This is a genomic window from Coleofasciculus sp. B1-GNL1-01 (assembly GCF_040220235.1).
Taxonomy (GTDB): Bacteria; Cyanobacteriota; Cyanobacteriia; order Cyanobacteriales; family Coleofasciculaceae; genus Coleofasciculus.
Genome location: NZ_JAVJTO010000096.1, coordinates 38,559 through 59,973, shown reverse-complemented (window position 1 = coordinate 59,973; position 21,415 = coordinate 38,559). Strand labels below are relative to the sequence as shown.

The following is a 21,415-nucleotide window of genomic DNA, read 5'->3' as shown; positions in this document are numbered from 1 at the left end:
TATGTATGATGTAGAGTGGATTACTGCTGAAGTTCCTGGATTTGGTCAAGGGCATTTTGGTAAAATGTCATTTGACCCTGTTGTCTAAACAAATCGGCGGCTTTCTGGAAATCCGCGATCGCTTCTTCTTCGTTGCCTAATTGAACAAGGGCAGTTCCCCGTTGGTAGTAAGCGGCAGCATTATTGGGAATAATCTCAATTACCTGAGTGTAGTCAGCAATGGCACTCTCAATATCTCCTGTTTTTCGGTGAGTATGTCCCCGGTTTGCGTAGGCGAGAGCTAGATAGGGATTAATCTCAATTGCCTGGTTCAAATCGGCAAAAGCTTTCTGCATTTCTCCCCGTTGCAGATATGCAAATCCCCGGTTGTTGTAAGCCATAGCATAATTGGGGTTCAGTTTAATGGCTTGAGTAAAGTCGCGGATAGCATTCTGTATTTCTATGAGTTTCAGGTAAATAGTACCTCGGTTGCTGTAGGCGATTGCTAGGTTAGGTTCAATCTCAATTGCCTTACTGAAGTCAGCCAAAGCTTCCTCTAGCTGTCCCTGTTCTCGATACAAAAGTCCGCGATTATTGTACGCTAAACCATAATTTGGATTAAGCTGTATTGCTTGATTAAAGTCAGACATGGCTTTCTCAATATTGCCATATTGAATATAAGCAATACCTCTATTATAGTAAGCATCAGCATCATTGACATTAATATTTATTGCCTGATTGAAGTCTGATATGGCTTGTTCAATATCTCCCTGATTTAGATAAGTGCTTCCTCGATTGTTATAAGCCCTAACGAAATTAGGCTGAAGCTCGATTGCTTGAGTGTAGTCAGCGATTGCCTTTTGGATTTCTCCTAATTTTTCAAAAGCCACCCCTCGATTGTGATAAGCACCAACTAAACTAGGATCAAGTTCTATTGCCTGAGTGTAGTCAGCAATTGATTTTTGAGCTTCTCCGAGTTGATCAAAAGCAAGTCCTCGATGATTATAGGCATTGGCAAAGTTAGAATCAAGCTCTATTGCTGTGTTAAAATCAGCGATTGCCTCTTGAAGATTACCTAATATTAAACGTGCAAATCCTCGGTAATCATAGACGGGAGCCAAATTAGGCTCAACTGCAATCGCCTCAGTGAAATCATCAATTGCTCCGCGCAAGTCTCCTCTTTCTAATTTTTCTACTGCTTGTTGAAGAAAATCATCAACCGTATTTTGGGCAATGTAGCGGTTAACTGTGGTAGACCCAATTTGAACAGGTTGGATTGCATGAGTAGTAACTGGAATGATTAGGACAGAAGTTAAACCCAATAAAGGAATTGTAGCATGAATTAGTCTCATAGATTCCTCCTGATATCGACTTATTTCATATAAATTGCCGAATAATGTAGCAGCAATTACTGCTGAAGCATCTGGATTTGGTCAAGGGACAATTGGTAAAGCGTCATGTCACCCTGCTGTCTAGATAAATCTGCTGCCTTTTGGAAATCCGCGATCGCTTCTTCTTTTTTACCTAATTGAATACGGGTAAGACCTCGACTATAATAGGCTGAGGTGTAGTTGGGATTAATTTCAATCGCTTGGTTAAGATCAGTGAGAGCTTGTTGAATATTTCCTTGTTGCAGATGAACAAACCCACGATTTGAGTAGGCTTGAGCGTAGTTAGGATTAATCTTAATCGCTTGGTTAAAATCCGCAATAGCTTCTTGGAGTTTGCCCTGCTCTAACAATGCACTTCCTCGGTTATTATAGGCTAAGAATAGGTTGGCGTTCAACTCAATTGCTTGGTTAAAATTAGCTATTGCCTCTTGAAGTTCGCCTTGTTGTAGATAAATAAGTCCCCGATTGTTGTAGGGCATCGCTAAGTCAGAATCCAGCTCAATTGCTTGGTTGAAGTCAGAAAGGGCTTGTTGAATATCACCCTGTTGCAGACGAGCAACTCCTCGATCAGCATAAGCTTGTACATTATTAGGATCGAGCTGGATTACTCGGTTCAAATCGGAAATCGCCCCTTGAATATTTCTCTGTGTTAAATGAACACTAGCCCTGTTTTGATAAAACAAAGTATTATTAGGCTTAAGTTCAATCGCTTGGTTGAAGTCAGAAAGGGCTTGTTGAAGATTTCCCTGTTGCAGACGAGCAAATCCTCGGCTATTATATGCCATAGCATAATTAGGATTAATCTCCAGTGTCCGGTTAAAATCCGCGATCGCACGATTAATGTTCCCGATTGAAAAATATGACACTCCACGATTATTGTAGGCTTTAGCCAAGTTAGGATTTAACTCGATTGCTTGATTGAAGTCCTCAATTGCTTCTCTGAAGTCACCTGTTTCTAATTTTTGTACTCCTCGTCGGAGAAAATCCTCAGCAGTAGTTTGGGCGATGAAACTCTCCGCCGTGGTCAAGCTAGTTCTAGGAAATTGAACTTCGCTAGCTGCAACTGGATTGATGAAAATGGCAGATAAACCCAACAGGTAAATCGTGCGGCGAATAATATCTGGAATCCCTACAATATTTTGCCTGTTTTCATAGTCTAATACCTGCTTAAGATAATTCAATTTGATATGCATCAGTTCCTCCCTAAGTTGGTCATTCCTCTGTAGAGATAGGAATACCTTACGTATTAATAGCAAGAGCATTGGTCACATCAAGGGATGAGAACAAGCTCGATCCAGTAATCACTGTAATGAACTCTTACTAACATCCTCTCTCTATTATGGCAGGTAGGTCAATGACTATTAGCTGATTTTAATTAAACTTAAACCTTTTAACTTATTGATAAAAAATATCAATTTGCCCTAGAATTGACAATTTTTATTGATACTTGATTAGTCACTTGGTTTCATTCCTAAAACTGACACAGTGTAAAAATGTGATAACTGAACCACCCTAATAATTTTTTATACCGTTTGTTAGAGGAAAAAATTATGTCTCTTCACTATAATGGGAAGTTCTGATACCTTGACTTTGAGTTGGAAACCCCATGTTGCAGAAGAATAGCACTGACGTATGGGTTTGTCGTGGGCGATGCTAGGATTTTTAGCGCTGAAGCGCAACTACGAACTTAGAGTTAGTCCATAACATTCGTGTTAGGGTGGGATCAGGGCTTATGGATTCCGGTGAGTTAATTAAAAAATTATGAAATCAGCCAATAAAATTATCATAGGCTTTCTCTTAGTCGTCATCCTCGGCTTACCTTTCTCTCACACCTTGGTTCACATTCTTACTGAAGCCTGGTGGTTTAATTCCGTTAACTTTTCAGATGTATTCTGGACGCGGATCACCTGGAAAATTATTGCTTGGGTGGGAACGTTTATTATTTACGGACTATTCTTGTGGTTTAACTACTGGATGGCGCAGCGTCTAACTCGCGATCGCGCCTTTCGTTTCCTAGACGGTAGTGATTTAGCTCCCTATACCGATAGTATCGCCAATTCCACTGTCTTAGTGGGGATCTTCCTGATTAGTTTAGCCGCCGCCACCAGCAGTGCTGCGGCTTGGGAGACGATATTAAAGTATTTGAATGCCACCGATTTTAATCTGACTGACCCCATTTATCAACAGGATATTGGATTTTACCTATTTCAGTTTCCATTCTATGAAGGGTTAAAAAATTGGGTATTGACTCTCTTTGGCTGGGGGTTTGTTCTAGCTGTTACCGTTTATGTATTGAAAGGCAAAATACGGTTAGATCGCTACTGGCAACATTTCCTAACCAAAGATGTGAAAACCCATCTCAGTTTACTGTTAGCGGGAATTGCCTTAGTGATTGCGATCGGCTTTTGGTTAGAACGCTACGAATTACTCTACAATGCTGATGGTGTCGTCTATGGTGCAGGGTACACCGATGCTCATGCTCAACGTCTAGCGTTTTGGATTATGAGCGTTATCTCACTTCTGCTAGGCTTATCGTTTATCCTAGCCATTTGGCAAAATAATATTGCTTTACCCACCTATGGCATCGGGATTTATCTGATTGCTTTTCTCGTCTTCAGTGGTCTTTTTCCCTGGTTTCAACAACGATTTATTGTCGAACCCAATGAATTAGAAAAAGAAAAGCCCTACATTGAACATAATATCGCCTATACGCGCAAGGCTTATGATTTAGATGAAGTCCCCACCCAAGACTATCCAGCGGAAGAACAGTTAAGTCGCCAAGCCTTGCAAGAAAATCAATCCACGATTCGTAACATTCGCTTGTGGGATTATCGACCCTTATTAAGTACCTATCGTCAACTGCAAGAAATTCGCCTTTACTATCGATTTAAGGATGTCGATGTTGATCGCTACACCATTGACGATAATTACCGACAGGTGATGCTTTCACCACGGGAATTAGTGTATTCCCAAGTCCCCGATCGCGCTCAGACTTGGGTCAACGAACGGCTAAAATATACCCATGGCTATGGTTTGGTGATGAGTCCGGTTAATATAGTGACGGAGGATGGCTTACCCGAACTGTTTATCAAAGATATCCCGCCAGTTTCTCAAGTCGATCTACAAGTAGATGAATCCGCCATTTACTACGGAGAAGAAACCGATACCTATATCTTTACCGGGACAACAACTCAAGAATTTGACTATCCCCGTGGTGATGAAAATGCCTTCACGAATTACGAAGGAAATGGGGGTGTACCGATTCCTTCACTGTGGCAACGATTAGCTTATGCTTATGATTTAGGTGATCTGAAGATTTTAATCTCGAATTACTTTACCAACACCTCCCGCATTCATTACCATCGCCCGATTCAGGAACGGGTGAGCCAAGTTGCACCTTTTTTACGGTTTGATAAAGACCCCTACATTACCCTAATTAACGGCAGATTACAGTGGATTATTGATGCCTATACGATAAGCGATCGCTATCCCTATTCTGAACCTGTTTCCCAGAGTAATAATGCGAACGCCATATCCCAAGATGGGGATATCGCCCAAATGTCTCAAGGGGATATTAATTATATTCGTAACTCGGTTAAAGTTGTCGTGGATGCCTTTAATGGCACAATGCAGTTTTTAGTCGTTGATGAAGATGACCCTGTACTGCAAACCTATCGTAAAATATTCCCTAACCTATTTACAGCCAACGACGCGATTCCCACTGATGTAAAAGCGCATTTTCGCTATCCTTTGGATCTGTTTACTATTCAGGCGCAGATGTATCTGTCCTACCACATGAATAATCCCCAAGTCTTTTACAATCGGGAGGATTTGTGGCGCTTTCCCACGGAAATCTATGAAGGGAATGAGCAGATCATGCAGCCTTATTATGTGATCATGCGCTTACCCGAAGCATCGAGTGAAGAATTTATTCTAATTCTGCCCTTTACGCCCGTCAATAAAGATAACATGATTGCGTGGATGGCAGCGCGTTCTGATGGGGAAAACTACGGCAAATTACTTTTGTACGAATTCCCGAAACAAGAACTGGTTTATGGTCCTTCTCAAATTGAAGCTCGCATTGACCAAAATCCGCAAATCTCCCAACAATTAACCTTATGGAGTCAGGAAGGTTCACGGGTGATTCGTGGCGATTTATTAGTGATTCCCATTGACCAATCTTTACTTTACGTCGAACCTGTTTATCTGCGGGCGGAACAAGGGGAACTGCCCGAATTGAAGCGGGTGATTGTGGCGTATGCGAAAGAAGTAGTCATGGAAGAAACCTTAGAGGAAGCATTAGCCACTATCTTTGGTGGAACCCAACCCGAGGTACAAGAACCTACTTCGGCTCCACCCTCTGCTCCACCCAAAGAAGGAGTGTCCAAACTTGCCCAATCCGCCTTGGAAACCTATCAAAAAGCACAGGAAGCCATGCGTCAAGGGAATTGGCAAAAATATGGTCAATATCAGCAAGAACTGGAGAGCATCTTACAGCAACTGAACCAAACCCCAAAATCTGCACCCAATCTGAGAAAGTCAGCAGGCGACCAAAATTAAACCTTACGTAGGGGCGAAGCCTTCGCCCCTATAGTTTTCGGATTGACTGCCAAATTTTCATCGCGAATGCTTCACCCAAAAGCCTTACACCAGCTATGACTTTAGCAAGATGAAGCGTATTGAATTAATAGTGATCATAAAAATAGTAGGCAAACTATGATGTTAGATATTTTATGAGTAGGAATAAAATAAATTTAAAACACCAATCAATGTTGATGAGTGCTGTCTTGGCGCTATCTTTCACGACTGCATCGGCTTGGGAAGCGCACAGCACCTCTGTAACCACTCCGGAGAACTCTGAAGCCACCTCACAACCTCAACCCCAAACAATTAGCCAAAATCCAGATGATCCCAGACAAATTCAAGTCTTTTTACCCAAGCCTTCCGCCAACAATCAAACCATAGGGTACGTTGAACCTGTAACCCGCACCACATCCCGCGTTGATGTTGCTGAATTTGCGATTGAGCAAGTCGTCCAAGGTCCGACATCCGCCGAAAAAGAGCAAGGATTTGCTGATTTATTTGACTTTCGAGGCGAATCTACCTGTGGTGAAAACTTTACTGTTGATATCTCCAATGGAATTGCCCAACTTCAGTTTTGTCGCACCGTCTATACGGCTGGACTTGGTGAAGATGCGGGAATTCAAAAAGCTGTAACCAACACACTCAAACAGTTTAATAGTGTTGACCAAGTGGTTATTCTCAACAAAAACGGCGACTGCTTTAAAGATATGAGTGGTAAAAATGCCTGCTTGAATTCTATTGAAGGTGTTGTGTGGAGACCTGTTCCTGGGACTACAGCCGAGTCTGGTGGTGAATTAGGTAGAGTAAATCCCCAACCTTGGGAAGTCGGGATTAATACCATTAGTCGTAATGGAAATGCGATTAACTTCGATGTGAACGCCAGTGGCAAATATGTCAGATATTCGGGAAATTGCCAACGTGAGTTACTATCGCGAATTAAAATTGGCGATGTGCAAAATGGTCAAGTAACGGATACGATATCCGTGGATGAAAACTATTTCAAAGCTGACCGATTTCAAGAACCAGTGTTAGATTATGCTTGTACCCATAGTTAGTTAAAGGTATAGCAAAAGGTAGAGGACAGAGACCAGAGGGCAGAAGACAGAAGGGGTATTACTGGTACGTTATCGCCAGAGCCATTCAATCTGTCCTAGCCTTTTATTAAGACTAAATCCGGGTTAACTACTCCCCTTTTTTGTTTTAACTAAAACTTGTTTTAAACTGCTCAATTTTGCTTTCAATTTGTTGAACAAGCTGCTGGCAGTAATCTAAAGCTGTTCTCGCCTGATCTTGTTCTATATTATTAAGTTCCAAGGAAAGTTTCACTTTTTTATCAGGCGTGTTTTCTCCAGTGATAACTGCATAACCTACCCAGGTTCTATATCTAAAATACTTTTCATAATCTATTTTTAGGGCATAGCATAACAAAATTTCCTGCATTTTTTGTAATTCTTGAGAAACTTGAAAATTAACTTTTTGTTTGCCAAATTCATCCTGAACAACAACTCCGTCAAATGCTTCAAGGCTGGAAGACTCATCGTGTTTTAGTTCTAAAACAGTTCCTTTGGCAACGCTTATCGTCAAATCAAGAGAAGCTGTAGCATAACTAATCGCCTGCATTAATTTGCCATCGGCAAAAAAATGTTCAGCAACCTCTAAAAGGTCTTTGTGTTCTTTTATCTTGTCCATAATCGATGAGAAATAGCTAGGGATTCAACAGTGAATCTCTAGTTTCTTGCTCACTGACTGAACTTGTCATCGACCTGAAGTTATAGGCTGTTTTCAGCTTATCCGATTAAAGTCTTGAATCATAGGAAAGATAGGGCGGGTTTAGCTGTATCTGGGTAAGGTAAGGGACTTGCAACTTAATAATGTACCAAGGAAGCTTGGCTGAGTTCATGAATTCAGCTTTCCTCACTGGTACTTTATTTTTACGCAGCTCCCTAAGTAACAATAATGGTAAAACCCGCCCCTACAAACCAGGTTCCCTTGAGCCAAGTGACAGGTTCCCACCTTGCAGATTTTTCAGATTCGCGAAATGGTTAAACAACGGCGGGAGCTTGCCAACCTCGCAAATAATAGTAAATCGAGGCGTAAAACTCTTCCACAATTCGCGTCGTGACAGTCAGCGCTTCTACAGAGGGGATAAAAGATTCAATCCATTGGGTGATTGTGGATGTTGTTCCCGGTTGAATGGTAAAGAAGCCGGTCGGTTTAGCAACAACATTGTTAAGACCTACACTTCTAAACGCCTGTTGAGCACGACGGCTGTTATAGGCTGAAGTAACCAGAAAAACGCGATTGTCTGCTATGCCGCGATCGCGTAATATATCTTCAACTTCTTCGGCGCTGGTGCGGAGATTGGTACCCGTGGGTTCAAGCACAATCCGAGTTTGGGGAACCCCAAACTGAACCAGTAAGGAGCGGATATCATTGGCTTCGACAATTTGGTCTTGATTTCCTTCCAGGTTAGGTCGAGGACCAGCACTAACCACGACTAAGGGGTTATTGCCAGATTGTCGATACAGTTGAGCGGCATAAAGAATGCGATCGCCCGTATCGGTGAGTTGAACTTGGGTTCGAGGCGGTTCATCGGGCTGGGTGGTTCCTTGTCCAAGAACCACAATCGCTGAGGCGGTTTGAGCCGCCGCCGACTCAGGCGTAACCACTGTTTGTTCCGTGCTAGCCGCCAACAGGTTAGAGAAAAAGGGCGTGCTGGCGAGGAGTAAGATTAGTAAGGCTGCCATAACCTGGTTCTTTGACTTATCCAGCCCTTGGCGGAGGGCAAAACCCAACAGCACGATGCAAGCACCGACAGGTTTCAAGAAAAACGAGAGAACCTGCCAAATCGTTGATACTGCATCATTGCCGGGAGAGAAAAACGCCACAACAATGAAGCCAAACAGAAATAAACCCCCAAGCAAGGTAAAATACTCCTTGGGGATTACCTTCTTAAACAGGTTGTAGAGAATAACTGCAATCAGCAGCCAGAGTAGGATTCGAGTCAGTAGTAAAAACATTGTGTTTTGACGGTGTAATGTTTGGATAGTGAGCGAGGAATTGTTACTTGTTAGTCTGACTCCTCAAAATAACAATTAACAAGTTAGGGGGGATTGGGATCAAGTTTTGTGTAACGTATCACTTGGGGAGAGCATGGTTCAAATAACCCTAACACGGGCATTATACTCGTCATTGTCCACAAGCATGAGGGAAATGAGGGAGAGGGGGGATAGGGGCGATGGAGAAGAGGGGGGAGAAGCCGTTTTGAGCCAAATTACTATTCAAGCAAAGACAAATAGCGAAAATATTTGTAAAGTTAGTCTATAAAACGAAACAGGGACGGTTTGAGCGTGTCGCAAGTCCAACCGGAAATTCTAGTGACTGGCGGAGCTGGATACATCGGCTCTCACACAGTATTAGCCCTGCAACGGGCAGGTTACAACGTCGTTGTACTGGATAACCTGGTCTGTGGACATCGAGAGTTTGTCGAAGAGATCCTGAAAGCGAAATTGGTGATCGGGGACGTGGGCGATCGCACTCTGTTAGACCAACTCTTCGCCAGCCACAATATTGCGGCTGTACTCCACTTTGCCGCCTATATTGCCGTGGGTGAGTCGGTTACCTATCCGGCTAAATACTACCGCAATAACGTGAGTGGCACTCTGACCCTCTTAGAAGCCATGGTCGCCGCTAATGTGAAAACCTTAGTGTTTCCCTCCACCTGTGCCGTCTACGGGATGCCTCAGCAAGTACCCATGACCGAAGACCATCCGCAAAATCCGATTAATCCTTATGCGACGAGTAAGTGGATGATGGAGCGGATGCTAGCGGACTTTGATCGCGCATACAATTTACGTTCAATTGTATTTCGCTTCTTCAACGCGGCTGGGGCGAATCCCGAAGGACTACTGGGTGAAGACCATTACCCAGAAACCCATCTGATTCCCTTAGTCCTGTGGACCGCATTAGGCAAACGGAACTCGATTGCCATTTGGGGAACCGACTACTCCACCCCAGACGGAACCTGCTTGCGCGATTATATTCATGTCAGCGACTTGGCAGATGCCCATATCCTCGGGCTAGAGTATTTGTTAGGTGGCGGCAAGAGTGAAATCTTGAATTTAGGCAGTGGCAATGGTTTCTCGGTGCGACAGGTGATTGACACAGCAAGGCAAGTCACCCAGAAAGAGATTAAAATCATTGAGTGCGATCGCCGCCCTGGTGATGCACCAATTTTGGTGGGTAGTAGCGACAAGGCGAGGAAAATTTTGGGTTGGTCTGCCAAATACCCGGAACTCAGTAAAATTATCAGCGATGCTTGGCAATGGCATCAACGGCGTCATCATTAAGTAGGTTGGTGGAAATAAACTCAACCTTATGAAGTTATGTTAACAAGCCTCAAACCCTTACAAAGGACGAATGACCAATGACCAATGACGATCCGTACCATTAACTTTAATTGTCCCCACCTCCTTAGTAAAGTATGGACAATTGCTATTTTCTTAGAAACTGGGAGTTCACATAAGTTTTTTGAAGCAGTGAAACAATTATCGGTGAATAAACACACCCAGACTGGAAAGGCTACAAACAACCTCAACTCTACCAACAAAAGGACTCTTGCCCTAGAAGCTCGACTCAGCCGTTTGGAATCCATTGTTGGGCAAATTGGTGAGGCGGTGCTTGCCACAACCGAGACGGTTGAGTGTCTAGGTAAGCGGGTTGATGCGTTGGCTGTGCAGGTGCAACACCAAGGGCATCAAGTTCAACAACAGGGTTACCAACTCTTTGCCTTGAGTGATGCGGTGCAAACCTTAGCCGAAAACCAAAATGAGTCACTCGCAGAACTTGGAGAACTCACTGAAACACTCCAACGCCTTGCGGCTGCCATCGAAGCCCAGCAGAAGTCAGTAAGCTAGGAGTAGCGTTAAAATGTTGGACGGCTTATTCTTCAATGAACCTAAGAGCATTCATGTATCGTCCCCGGCGAAATTTCCTGCGGCTAAGTGTCACGGCTGTGATTAGCCTATTGGCAGTAAGCTGTGGTCAGAGCAAGGTTGCCCAGTGTAATCAAATGATTCAAGTGGCGAATCAGGCGGTCAGTGACGCCAAAGTCGTGACCAGTGGTGTTCAAGAGGACAATCCGCAAGCTGAGGCAATGCGACAAGCGGCGGCTGTCATGGATAAGGCTTCTGAAGAAATGAACGCGATAGACGTAACCGACGAGACGTTGGAAGACTATCAAGCCAGTTTTGTCAACATGTATCGCGATACGAGTCAAGCGATGCGGAATTTCGCGGTGGCGTTTGAGCAGAAAGACCGCCAAGGGGCGGAAACAGCACAGATGAGTTTACAGCAAGCAACGACTCCAGAAAAGCAATTAGTTGATAATCTTAATGCTTACTGCTCCGGTCAATAGTGATAGGGGGGAGATGGGGAAGCATGTAGAGACGTAGCATGCTACGTCTGGAAGCTGGGGAAAAATAAATGAAACTACAGCTTATTTGAACAGACTTGTATTGGGGGATAACGATTCTTGAAATATGCCTTGGTGCATGAGTGGCTAACGCCCAACGCAACGGGGGGTTCTGAACGGGTGGTTCGAGAAATCCTCAAGTCCGTTGAGGCAGATTTGTATGCTTTGATTGATTTTGAATCAACCAATCCCCACAGTTATTTGTTTGAGCGTCGGATTGGCACGACTTTTCTACAGCATTTTCCTGGGGCGAGGAAGGGGGTACAGAAGTATTTACCCCTGCTACCCTTAGCCATTGAACAGCTAGATTTGCGGGATTACGATGTAATTCTCTCCTCCTCCCATGCGGTTGCCAAAGGTGTCCTCACCCGTCCACAACAGCTACACATCTGCTACTGCCATACACCGATGCGCTACGCTTGGGATTTGACCTTTGATTACCTCAACAGCAGTGCTATGGGGCGGGGACTCCCTGGGTCAATCACGCGGTATCTGCTGCATCGGTTGCGTCAATGGGATGTGATCTCAGCCAATCGAGTGGATTATTTTATTGCTAACTCCCGCCATACCGCACAACGGATTTGGCGTTGCTACAGGCGAGAGGCACAGGTGATTTACCCTCCGGTTCATACGGAACGGTTTTCTTTCCAGGCTCAAAAGTCAGATTTTTACTTGACGGTTTCTCGATTGGTTAGTTATAAGCAAGTGACTTTAATCGTGGAGGCGTTCAATCAACTGGGATATCCTTTGGTCGTCATTGGCGAGGGATCGCAATTGCAGGCGCTGCGCCATCTGGCTAAACCCAACGTGCAAGTCCTGGGTTTTTGTCCCGATCGCGTGGTCGAGGAGTATATGGCACAGGCAAAAGCCTTTGTCTATGCTGCCTGTGAAGATTTTGGCATTGCTTTGGTGGAAGCTCAAGCTTGTGGTACACCAGTCATTGCCTATGGTGCTGGTGGGGCATTGGAAACCGTTCGGGATATCCGGAAACATCCGGATAAGGGTACGGGTCTGTTTTTTCTAGACCAAAGTCCCCAGGCTTTGATGGAGGCGGTGAAAGTCTTTGAAGCACGAGCCACTGCCTTTAGTCCCGAACAGATACAATTAAACGCGGCTCAATTTGCGCCAACTGTGTTTAGCGATCGCTACTTGACGTTTCTGGACGGCTGCTATCGAGACCACCTGTCACGATGTTGAGTCATAAATTCCAGTTTCCTGGTCGCTATTGCCTTAGCTAACCGCTTCTGGCTTTATGATCGTGACGTGTGGTGTGAAGTGAAGGAGTAAGATGACTGCCCAAAGCCAACTTATCTCCGTCAAGACGTTGCGAGCGTTCGTGAAGCGTGGTATCCAGCCCCGCGCTCCACGCAGTAGACCCAAAGGTCTGTCTCGATATCGCTTAGACGGAATTTTTGCCAAGCGGCTGTTTGATGTCGTATTTTCCCTATCGATTCTCACGGTGTTTTTCCCGATTTACCTGCTCTTAGCGGTCTTAATCGCTATCAGTTCACCGGGTCCTATTTTTTATGTTCAGGAGCGAATCGGTAAAGACTATCAGCCGTTTCGGTGTATTAAATTTAGAACCATGGTGGAAAATGCAGATGAACTATTGCTAGAAATGATGACCGAATCAACCTCTATTCGTTGTGAGTTTGAAGAAAATTTCAAGCTCAAGGAAGACCCCAGAGTGACCTGGATTGGTAAATTCTTGCGATATACGAGCCTGGATGAGTTTCCGCAATTTTGGAATGTTTTGAAAGGAGATATGAGTGTGGTCGGTCCTCGCCCCTTAGTCCCGGAAGAAATGCATAAGTACGGGCGTTACATGGATAAAATCTTGACAATTAAACCAGGCATTACTGGACTATGGCAAGTTTCAGGGCGCAATGACATTCCCTATAACCGTCGAGTACAAATCGATGTTTATTACGTGAATTTCCAAAATTTTTGGCTTGACTTATGGCTGGTGTTGAAAACAATCGGCGTAATGATTTCCCCAAAAAATAATGGGGCGTACTGACGAATTAAGCATGGGGAGCATGGGAGGATTAATTCAGAATTAAACCTCTCGGCTCAAATGCAGTAAATCAGCGTAATATTGGGATGGCTTCGGTGTTCAATGTTATTCCCGGCAGGACTTTCCTGGGTTTTGACGGAAATAAACCAAACACCGGACGGAACAACGATGACAAAACCGCGCCAGAGAGATCATCGAACTCCGACATGGTAGGCTTGATAGGTTATGAGTCAAAAGAAAGTTGATCAATGCTGGGAATTTTAGGATAATCTAAGGAATAATTTCCCTGATCCCAAAATCCAGTTGGGAGATTAACACTTTTGTCAACCACTGTTGCCCATACGCATCACAGGACGATTCAAGGATGACGCAACCCAAACGAGCGCTGATTACAGGTATAACTGGTCAAGACGGTTCCTACTTAAGTGAGTTATTACTGGAGAAAGGCTACGAAGTTCACGGAATTGTCCGGCGAACTTCCACCTTTAACACCGATCGCATTGACCATATCTATGTTGATCCTCATAATCAGGTTGCCCGATTATTTCTGCACTACGGCGACTTGACCGATGGCGTAACCTTACGCCGCATTCTCGAAGAAGTTAGACCCAAAGAAATTTACAATTTGGGCGCTCAATCTCACGTTCGCGTCAGTTTTGACTGTCCGGAATATACGGTGGATGCGGTGGGAATGGGAACCCTGCGCCTGTTGGAAGCGATTCGGGATTATCGAAATCGCACAGGTATTGATGTGCGCTTCTATCAGGCGGGTTCGTCGGAAATGTTTGGTAAAGTGCAGGAAGTTCCCCAAAAGGAAACTACTCCATTTTATCCCCGTAGTCCTTATGCTTGTGCTAAGGTGTATGCCCATTGGCAAACGGTGAATTATCGCGAGTCTTACGAGATATTTGGTTGCAATGGTATCTTATTTAACCATGAATCGCCGCGTCGGGGAGAAACCTTTGTCACCCGTAAGATTACTCGGGCGATCGCCCGGATTGTCTCGGGACAGCAGAAAAAACTCTATCTGGGGAATCTAGACGCCAAGCGAGACTGGGGCTATGCTAAAGACTATGTTCAAGCCATGTGGCTGATGCTGCAACAAGACGAACCCGACGATTACGTCGTCGCCACAGGTGAAACTCACTCAATTCGGGAATTTTTGGATATTGCCTTTAACTGTGTCGGTAAGAATTGGCAAGATTATGTAGAGTTTGACCCACGTTATTTACGTCCTGCGGAAGTCGAATTACTCATTGGTGATCCGACAAAAGCTAAGGAAAAGCTAAATTGGCAACCGTCTTTATCGTTTGAACAGTTAGTCGCCCTGATGGTAGAAGCCGATTTACGTAGCTTCGGCAAATCATCGAATGGTGAAGGGGCAGAACTGTTTGAAAAACACAAAGAAAATACTTACGAACATTCCGCTGCTCACGCACCTGTTGATTGAGCCAAGGTCAAACGGACGTATTGGTAAGGGCGGACGAGAGTTACTTAGAGAATACGGTAACCAATAATTTATCAAAATTATCCGCCCTGGAATTATGGATTATTCAGTGTTTTCAAGTATCTAATAAATATGACCATGAACAAGGACTCAAAAATTTATGTAGCCGGTCATCGTGGCTTAGTGGGTAGCGCCATTGTTAGATGTTTACGCGATAACGGGTATACCAATCTTATCCTCAAAACTAGCCAAGAGGTGGATTTAAGACGCCAGCAAGCCGTAGAAGATTTCTTTGCCGCTGAACGCCCAGAGTACGTGTTTATCGCGGCGGCAAAAGTCGGGGGGATTAATGCCAACAATACCTACCGGGCTGAGTTTCTCTACGACAACTTAATGATTGAATCAAATATTATTCATAGCGCCTATTTGTCTGGTGTAGAAAAGTTGTTATTTCTCGGCTCATCCTGTATCTATCCCAAACACTGTCCCCAGCCGATGCAGGAAGAACACCTACTCAGTGGGTATCTGGAACCGACAAATGAACCTTATGCGATCGCCAAAATTGCCGGACTCAAACTTTGCGAAAATTATTGTCGGCAATATGGGGTAAATTTTATCTCGGCTATGCCCACGAATCTCTATGGTCTTAATGATAATTTCAATTTAGCCAATTCCCACGTTCTCCCCGCCCTATTGCGGAAAACCCATGAAGCAAAAATTAATAATGCTGAGGCGGTAGAAATTTGGGGAACGGGTTCGCCGCTGCGGGAATTTTTATACGTGGATGACTTAGCGGATGCCTTGGTTTTCCTGATGAATCACTATGATGATATCCAATTCCTGAATGTGGGGACAGGGGAAGAGGTTTCGATTAAAGACTTGGCGATGTTAATTAAAGCGGTGGTGGGTTATGAGGGTGAGTTGAAATTTGATTCCTCTAAACCCGATGGCACACCGCGTAAACTGTTGGATACCTCGAAACTGAATGCCGCTGGTTGGCAACCCAACATTTCGTTAAAGAAAGGTTTAGAATTGACCTATCAGTGGTTTGTCGAGAACTATGAGAGTATTAAAGGAAAATAGTCTGATTATGACTAAATAATGTGTGCCAAAATATTTCGGGTCTTCGGTACTTAGTGTGCTCAATTGTTAGTTTGATTAGTCCGAAGATTGAAGAGTAAGCTAAATGAATTGTTGATGGTGGGTTAAAGGCAACAGGGAATAGGCAACGGGGAACAGTTGTCGTGGCAAGGTTTTAACCTTTAAGAATCCTCTCGCTTTTAAATACTTATTCAGCAGACCCTAATTACAAATGACAACGAATTCATAGTGAGGCGTCTAAATAATGTGTGCCAAAATCTCTCTGTACTCCTTTTCGTTCAGAGGAGTTAACTGCTTCTTTTCCACCCAAAATAGGCAGTAATCGCAGTAACCATTTTCCGGTTTGAGAACTTCGGCTTTGACCATATCATGTTCACGCTGGGGACTACCATCAGCATTTTTGAGCGCCGTATATTCGGGGTTAATTTCGTGAATTAATAAGAACTCTTTTAGACGATCAATACTGCCCCGATATCGAGCGATTGTTCCTGGCACTATCTCGGAACTTGTTTGCTGTCTAATTTTTAAGCCCTTTCTAGAAACGGCGTTGAACATTAATTAATCCTCCTTGACAACAATATAGGATAATCCCCAGCTACTCGGTGCTTTTTTGATCGAGTAGTTAGACCAGCCTAGCTTTTGGGCTATCTTCTCAGCATTTTCTGGGGTAGCAGCAGCATGCCATTCTCGAGTTTCGCTAATCGGATCAAAAGCGCGATCGCGTGGAGATTGGCTCATCTTTGTTCTCCTCTAAATTTATTAGTTTATCAGTTAGGGGAACTTACAGGTAGAGGAACCCTTACCCAAATTAATTGGCTACTGACTAATGGGCAAGTTGTAGAGACGCGCCATGGCGCGTCTCTACTTAATTAAATCCTGAACAAATCGAGACGAACTCAAGATAGACTTCCGTAAAATCACGGTTGTGTCTAGTGGAACACACTGGAGAAAATAGAATCAGTCTTTCCTGATGATTCCCTTGCGTCCAAATCCCTCATCTCGCCCTCGTTCACGTCCCAGGAAACTGGCTAAACTGACCCGAAACTGGCGCTTTGTCGCCTCCCACTTCAATCCACGCCGACGACTTCCCACCCAACTGGGGTTGGGATTACTCTTACTGACTCTACTCTTTTCCAGCCTCACCAGTCTGGCGGTAGGATACACCACAGGGAATCAGCTTCAAGCGCTGCGGGGACAACTCTTTACCAAGCTGGTACATAATACCACTGAACTGTTGGATCGAGGGATGTTTGAGCGCTACCGGGAGATTCAAATTGTTGCCTCCCTAGAAACACTCAGCAGTCCAGACACAACCAACGTCGAGAAGCGATCGCTTCTGGAAAGGTTACAAGAAACCTACCCTGATTATGCCTGGATTGGTTTAACTGATCCCCAAGGTCAAGTGGTTGCCAGTACGGGTGGTATTCTCTCCGGTGAAGATGTCTCAGCCCGCCCTTGGTTTGACCGGGCTAAAATCAGTCCCTTTGTGGGTGATGTTCACCCAGCATTATTGTTAGAAAAATATCTTCCTAATCCTACAAACCAACCCTTGCGTTTTGTAGATATCGCTGCACCTGTATGGGATAATAATGGGCAATTTCGCGGGGTTTTAGGGGCGCACCTATATTGGCAATGGGCAGAAAAAGTTCAGGAGAATTTACTCGATCCTGTACAGCAACGGGAACAGGTTGAACTGTTGATTTTAGCGGCTGATGGCACGGTGCTAGTGGGTTCTCCTGAGGCGCAATTGTCCCCTGTGGCGTTGGCGAACTTAAGGGAGTCTCAACCGGGAGAATCGGGTTATGGGGTGGAAACTTGGTCAGATGGCAAATCTTACCTGACGGCTTTTCAGAAGACAAACGGGTTTAAGGCGTATCCGGGATTAGGATGGATTGTACTGGTGCGACAACCCACACCCCTTGCCTTTGCCGCCGCCAGACAACTCCAACAGCGCATCTTCCTATGGGGATTAGTCCTGGGTTTAGTCTTTGCCAGTGGAAGTTGGCTATTTGTTGAACGTATCACTCGCCCCCTATTGGGAATTACGGCGATCGCCGATCGCCTGCAACGGGGTGAAAAAGACGTGAAAATCAACGTACTACCAGGGAAAAATGAGGTAGCCAGACTCTCAATGTCGTTCCAGAAACTGATGAACACACTGGGACAAAAAGAACAAGCGCTGTTAGCCACGAACGCGAATTTAGCCGCCGCCAAGCAGCAGTTAGAGGACTATTCCCGCACCTTAGAAGTGAACGTTCAACAGCGAACTCAGGAATTACAGACAGCTAAGGAAGTGGCTGATGTTGCCAATCGCGCTAAGAGTGAATTCCTAGCAAACATGAGCCACGAATTGAGAACACCCCTGAATGGTATCTTGGGCTATGCTCAAATTCTCAAGCGAGAAAAAACTCTGAGTGCCAAGCAACAAGATGGTTTAGAGATTATTCAGCACAGTGGTGAACATTTGCTTACTCTAATTAATGATATCTTAGACCTGTCTAAAATTGAAGCGCGAAAAATGGAACTCCATCCGAGTGAGTTTCATTTTCCTCAATTTCTTAAAAGTATTGCTGAACTGGTTCGCATTCGTGCCGACCAAAAAGGAATTGCGTTTACTGAGCAATTTTCTGCCTCACTACCTGTAGCTGTGCGGGGAGATGAGAAACGGTTGCGACAGGTGTTGCTGAATTTGTTGAGTAATGGGATTAAGTTCACTAAAACGGGTGGCGTGGTGTTTAAGGTTGGCTATGTAACCGAGATGGAAAATGGGCAGGTTCAGGGAGAAGAGTCTGTGTTAACTCAATATTCACTCCGGACGGATATTGTAGCGAAAAACTCCCCAGGAATCGCCAAACTTCGGTTTCAAATTGAAGATACGGGCATCGGCATGACACCTGAACAAGTAGCTGAAATATTTCTACCGTTTCATCAAGTGGGTGAGCATTCTCGTCAAGTGGAAGGAACGGGATTGGGACTCGCGATCGCGCAACGGTTCGTGCAAATGATGGGAGGGGAAATTCAGGTTAAAAGTTTTTTAGGAAAGGGGAGTATTTTTTGGCTAGATTTAAGGTTACCACAGGTTCAAGCTGGGAGAACTATTACTCGAAGTAACTGGGACGAAATTACAGGATTTAAGGGGGTATCTTCTAAGGTTTTGGTTATAGACGACAACTGTGCAAATCGCTCGATAGTGGTTGATTTCCTAGAACCGTTAGGATTTAAACTGATTGAGGCAACAGATGGGCAAGATGGATTACATAAAGCCAGGACGTTGAACCCTGATATTATTTTTACTGACTTAGTGATGCCAGTAATGGACGGTTTCGAGGCGATTAGACAGCTACGCCAAGACCCCAAGTTTCAAACTGTGGCAATTATTGCTATGTCTGCCAGTGTTTTTGAGTATGATCGTCAGCAAAGTTGTCAGGCAGGATGTGATGGTTTTCTGCCCAAACCGATTCGATTTTCGGAACTTTTAGAACAGTTAAGAATTCATCTGGATTTGCAATGGGTGTATAACGAGTCAGAGGTCAAAAGTCAGACAACCGAAGTTAGCAATAGTGAACCATTGCTGAAGAGTAACCTCATTGCCCCACCACCGGAAGAATTGGCAATCTTGTTCGATCTAGCGATGCGAGGTAACATTAAGGGTATCATAGAGCAAGCCACTCTCCTGGAACAAGCGAATCAGCGTTTTGTACCGTTTACAACCCAATTGCGCCACTTTGCCAAAGAGTTTCAGGAAAGACGGATTCGTGAGTTTTTGCAGGAATATATGAATAGAGAAATAGAGTGATTGAGTATGGATATTGAGCAAGGAATAATTCTAATCGTTGACGATAATCCTACGAATTTGGGCGTCTTGTCCGATGGTTTGAGTGATTCGGGCTTTGAAGTCTTAATCGCTCAAGATGGAGAAAGCGCGATCGAACGGGTAGACTATGCTCACCCTGATATTATCTTGTTGGACGTACTTATGCCCGGAATTGATGGCTTTGAAACCTGTCGTCAGTTGAAAGCCAACCCCTCCACTCAAGACATTCCGGTCATTTTTATGACGGCGCTTTCTGACACAGTAGATAAAGTGAGAGGATTTGAACTGGGTGCAGTGGATTACATCACTAAACCTGTTCAGCATGAAGAAGTTTTAGCCAGAGTCAGAACTCACCTAACAATCCGCAGACTGACACAGCAACTGCAACAGCAAAACGCCTGTCTGAAACAGGAAATTATTGAACGTCAGCAAGTACAAGAGGCACTCCAGCAAAGCGAACAACGCTTACAAAAGCTAGCGAAAAATGTACCGGGAATGCTTTACGAATTTTTGTTGCGTCCCGATGGTTCAATGGCTTTTCCCTATATTAGTCCTGGCTGCCGCCAAATCTATGAACTCGAACCTGAAGTTATCCAGGAGAATACTACAGTAATTATTGAGCTAATTCACCCGGATCAGCGCGAGTATTTTGATCAATCTGTTGCTATTTCAGCCCAAACGTTACAACCCTGGAACTGGGAAGGAGAAATAATTTTACCATCTGGTAAGAATAAATGGATTCAAGGTGCAGCCTGTCCGGAACGACTCGATAACGGTGATATTCTTTGGTATGGTATGCTAATGGATATTACTAAGCTGAAGCAAGCCGAAGCTGCCGTTTCTATGGCACTGGCAAAAGAACAGGAACTCAACGAATTAAAATCCCGTTTCGTGTCGATGACATCCCATGAGTTTCGCACTCCGCTAACGACTATTCTTTCATCGGCTCAAATGTTGGAATATTACCGCCACAAGTTGACTGAGGAGAAACAAATAACCCACCTGCATCGAGTGCAAAAGGCGACCAACCAGATGATTGATATGTTAAATGATATGTTAGTTCTGGGCAAAGCCGAAGCGGGTAAAGTTGAATTCAATCCCACGTCTCTAGATTTGCCCTCCTTGTGTGGCGAACTGGTAGAGGAGTTACAACAGGGGATTGGTAAACGACATCATTTTGAGTTTACCTGTGAGTATAATAATACACCCCAAACCCCAAACAGCATTGCCACCTGTTTAGACGAAAAACTGGTGCGGCATATTATTGGCAATTTGCTCTCCAATGCGATTAAATACTCCCCCGAAGGGTCTACTGTACGACTGTCTCTGTGTTGTTCGCCCAAGGAAGCGACTTTCACAATTCAAGATAAAGGAATTGGCATTCCCGAATCAGACCAAAAACGACTGTTTGAAACATTTCACCGGGCGGCGAATGTGGGGAATATCGAGGGAACTGGATTGGGACTGGCAATTGTCAAAAATAGTGTGGACGCCCACGGGGGAACGATTACCTTATCCAGCGAGGTTGATGTGGGTACAAGATTTACGGTTACGCTACCGTTAATATCCTTGTGAGTGGAACAAAGGGAACAGGGAACAAGGAACAGTA

17 protein-coding genes are annotated in these 21,415 nt (G+C 44.4%); 11 read left to right on the top strand and 6 right to left on the bottom strand.

The annotated features are described in order from the left end of the window. Window positions 1-20: 20 nt before the first annotated feature. Window positions 21-1,331, bottom strand: coding sequence for a tetratricopeptide repeat protein (locus RID53_RS23935; RefSeq protein WP_446390488.1), 1,311 nt, complete (start codon window positions 1,329-1,331; stop codon window positions 21-23). A 56-nt stretch (window positions 1,332-1,387) separates the two neighbouring features. Then, window positions 1,388-2,563: a tetratricopeptide repeat protein gene (locus tag RID53_RS23930; protein ID WP_446390487.1), complete on the bottom strand. Its 1,176-nt coding sequence runs from the start codon at window positions 2,561-2,563 to the stop codon at window positions 1,388-1,390. A gap of 568 nt (window positions 2,564-3,131) precedes the next feature. On the opposite strand from RID53_RS23930, the gene RID53_RS23925 reads away from it, so the two are divergent. Both RID53_RS23925 and RID53_RS23920 read left to right on the top strand, forming a co-directional pair. Continuing rightward, window positions 3,132-5,930, top strand: a complete 2,799-nt coding sequence (locus RID53_RS23925; protein WP_446390486.1) for a UPF0182 family membrane protein — start codon at window positions 3,132-3,134, stop codon at window positions 5,928-5,930. 173 nt (window positions 5,931-6,103) lie between these two features. After that, the gene (locus tag RID53_RS23920) at window positions 6,104-7,009 is read left to right on the top strand and encodes a GerMN domain-containing protein (protein ID WP_446390485.1); all 906 of its coding nucleotides are present in this window, start codon (window positions 6,104-6,106) and stop codon (window positions 7,007-7,009) included. 145 nt (window positions 7,010-7,154) lie between these two features. Here RID53_RS23920 and RID53_RS23915 read toward each other — a convergent pair whose 3' ends face one another. Both RID53_RS23915 and RID53_RS23910 read right to left on the bottom strand, forming a co-directional pair. Beyond that, window positions 7,155-7,643, bottom strand: a complete 489-nt coding sequence (locus RID53_RS23915; RefSeq protein WP_446390484.1) for a hypothetical protein — start codon at window positions 7,641-7,643, stop codon at window positions 7,155-7,157. 353 nt (window positions 7,644-7,996) lie between these two features. Further along, on the bottom strand, window positions 7,997-8,974 hold the full coding sequence (locus RID53_RS23910; protein WP_446390483.1) for a YdcF family protein: 978 nt from the start codon (window positions 8,972-8,974) through the stop codon (window positions 7,997-7,999). Between the two features lie 330 nt (window positions 8,975-9,304). On the opposite strand from RID53_RS23910, the gene galE reads away from it, so the two are divergent. From galE to fcl, 7 genes are all read left to right on the top strand, one after another. Beyond that, entirely contained in the window at window positions 9,305-10,303 is a 999-nt protein-coding gene (gene galE, locus RID53_RS23905) for a UDP-glucose 4-epimerase GalE (RefSeq protein WP_446390482.1), read from the top strand. Between the two features lie 84 nt (window positions 10,304-10,387). Further along, on the top strand, window positions 10,388-10,870 hold the full coding sequence (locus RID53_RS23900) for a hypothetical protein (protein ID WP_446390481.1): 483 nt from the start codon (window positions 10,388-10,390) through the stop codon (window positions 10,868-10,870). A gap of 53 nt (window positions 10,871-10,923) precedes the next feature. Then, on the top strand, window positions 10,924-11,370 hold the full coding sequence (locus tag RID53_RS23895; RefSeq protein WP_446390480.1) for a hypothetical protein: 447 nt from the start codon (window positions 10,924-10,926) through the stop codon (window positions 11,368-11,370). Window positions 11,371-11,487: 117 nt separating this feature from the next. Further along, window positions 11,488-12,624 (top strand): glycosyltransferase, encoded by a 1,137-nt coding sequence (locus RID53_RS23890; RefSeq protein WP_446390479.1) that lies wholly within the window; start codon window positions 11,488-11,490, stop codon window positions 12,622-12,624. A gap of 91 nt (window positions 12,625-12,715) precedes the next feature. Next, the gene (locus RID53_RS23885; protein WP_446390478.1) at window positions 12,716-13,447 is read left to right on the top strand and encodes a sugar transferase; all 732 of its coding nucleotides are present in this window, start codon (window positions 12,716-12,718) and stop codon (window positions 13,445-13,447) included. Window positions 13,448-13,808: 361 nt separating this feature from the next. Continuing rightward, window positions 13,809-14,894 (top strand): GDP-mannose 4,6-dehydratase, encoded by a 1,086-nt coding sequence (gmd, locus tag RID53_RS23880; protein ID WP_446390477.1) that lies wholly within the window; start codon window positions 13,809-13,811, stop codon window positions 14,892-14,894. Between the two features lie 135 nt (window positions 14,895-15,029). Further along, entirely contained in the window at window positions 15,030-15,974 is a 945-nt protein-coding gene (gene fcl, locus RID53_RS23875) for a GDP-L-fucose synthase (RefSeq protein WP_446390476.1), read from the top strand. Between the two features lie 255 nt (window positions 15,975-16,229). Here fcl and RID53_RS23870 read toward each other — a convergent pair whose 3' ends face one another. Both RID53_RS23870 and RID53_RS23865 read right to left on the bottom strand, forming a co-directional pair. Next, window positions 16,230-16,547, bottom strand: coding sequence for a hypothetical protein (locus RID53_RS23870; RefSeq protein WP_446390475.1), 318 nt, complete (start codon window positions 16,545-16,547; stop codon window positions 16,230-16,232). Between the two features lie 3 nt (window positions 16,548-16,550). After that, window positions 16,551-16,730 (bottom strand): hypothetical protein, encoded by a 180-nt coding sequence (locus tag RID53_RS23865; RefSeq protein WP_446390474.1) that lies wholly within the window; start codon window positions 16,728-16,730, stop codon window positions 16,551-16,553. A 232-nt stretch (window positions 16,731-16,962) separates the two neighbouring features. Between RID53_RS23865 and RID53_RS23860 the strand changes: the two genes are divergently transcribed. Continuing rightward, window positions 16,963-19,788, top strand: a complete 2,826-nt coding sequence (locus RID53_RS23860; protein ID WP_446390473.1) for an ATP-binding protein — start codon at window positions 16,963-16,965, stop codon at window positions 19,786-19,788. A gap of 6 nt (window positions 19,789-19,794) precedes the next feature. Further along, the gene (locus RID53_RS23855) at window positions 19,795-21,381 is read left to right on the top strand and encodes an ATP-binding protein (RefSeq protein ID WP_446390472.1); all 1,587 of its coding nucleotides are present in this window, start codon (window positions 19,795-19,797) and stop codon (window positions 21,379-21,381) included. Window positions 21,382-21,415 lie beyond the last annotated feature (34 nt).

Coding starts and splice junctions, on each gene's coding strand:
- RID53_RS23885 (WP_446390478.1), top strand. CDS start 12,716: ATGACTGCCCAAAGCCAACTTATCTCCGTCAAGACGTTGCGAGCGTTC.
- RID53_RS23895 (WP_446390480.1), top strand. CDS start 10,924: ATGTATCGTCCCCGGCGAAATTTCCTGCGGCTAAGTGTCACGGCTGTG.
- RID53_RS23855 (WP_446390472.1), top strand. CDS start 19,795: ATGGATATTGAGCAAGGAATAATTCTAATCGTTGACGATAATCCTACG.
- RID53_RS23865 (WP_446390474.1), bottom strand. CDS start 16,730: ATGAGCCAATCTCCACGCGATCGCGCTTTTGATCCGATTAGCGAAACT.
- RID53_RS23910 (WP_446390483.1), bottom strand. CDS start 8,974: ATGTTTTTACTACTGACTCGAATCCTACTCTGGCTGCTGATTGCAGTT.
- RID53_RS23870 (WP_446390475.1), bottom strand. CDS start 16,547: ATGTTCAACGCCGTTTCTAGAAAGGGCTTAAAAATTAGACAGCAAACA.
- RID53_RS23860 (WP_446390473.1), top strand. CDS start 16,963: ATGATTCCCTTGCGTCCAAATCCCTCATCTCGCCCTCGTTCACGTCCC.
- RID53_RS23930 (WP_446390487.1), bottom strand. CDS start 2,563: ATGCATATCAAATTGAATTATCTTAAGCAGGTATTAGACTATGAAAAC.
- RID53_RS23935 (WP_446390488.1), bottom strand. CDS start 1,331: ATGAGACTAATTCATGCTACAATTCCTTTATTGGGTTTAACTTCTGTC.
- RID53_RS23900 (WP_446390481.1), top strand. CDS start 10,388: ATGACGATCCGTACCATTAACTTTAATTGTCCCCACCTCCTTAGTAAA.
- gmd (WP_446390477.1), top strand. CDS start 13,809: ATGACGCAACCCAAACGAGCGCTGATTACAGGTATAACTGGTCAAGAC.
- RID53_RS23920 (WP_446390485.1), top strand. CDS start 6,104: ATGAGTAGGAATAAAATAAATTTAAAACACCAATCAATGTTGATGAGT.
- RID53_RS23925 (WP_446390486.1), top strand. CDS start 3,132: ATGAAATCAGCCAATAAAATTATCATAGGCTTTCTCTTAGTCGTCATC.
- RID53_RS23915 (WP_446390484.1), bottom strand. CDS start 7,643: ATGGACAAGATAAAAGAACACAAAGACCTTTTAGAGGTTGCTGAACAT.
- fcl (WP_446390476.1), top strand. CDS start 15,030: ATGAACAAGGACTCAAAAATTTATGTAGCCGGTCATCGTGGCTTAGTG.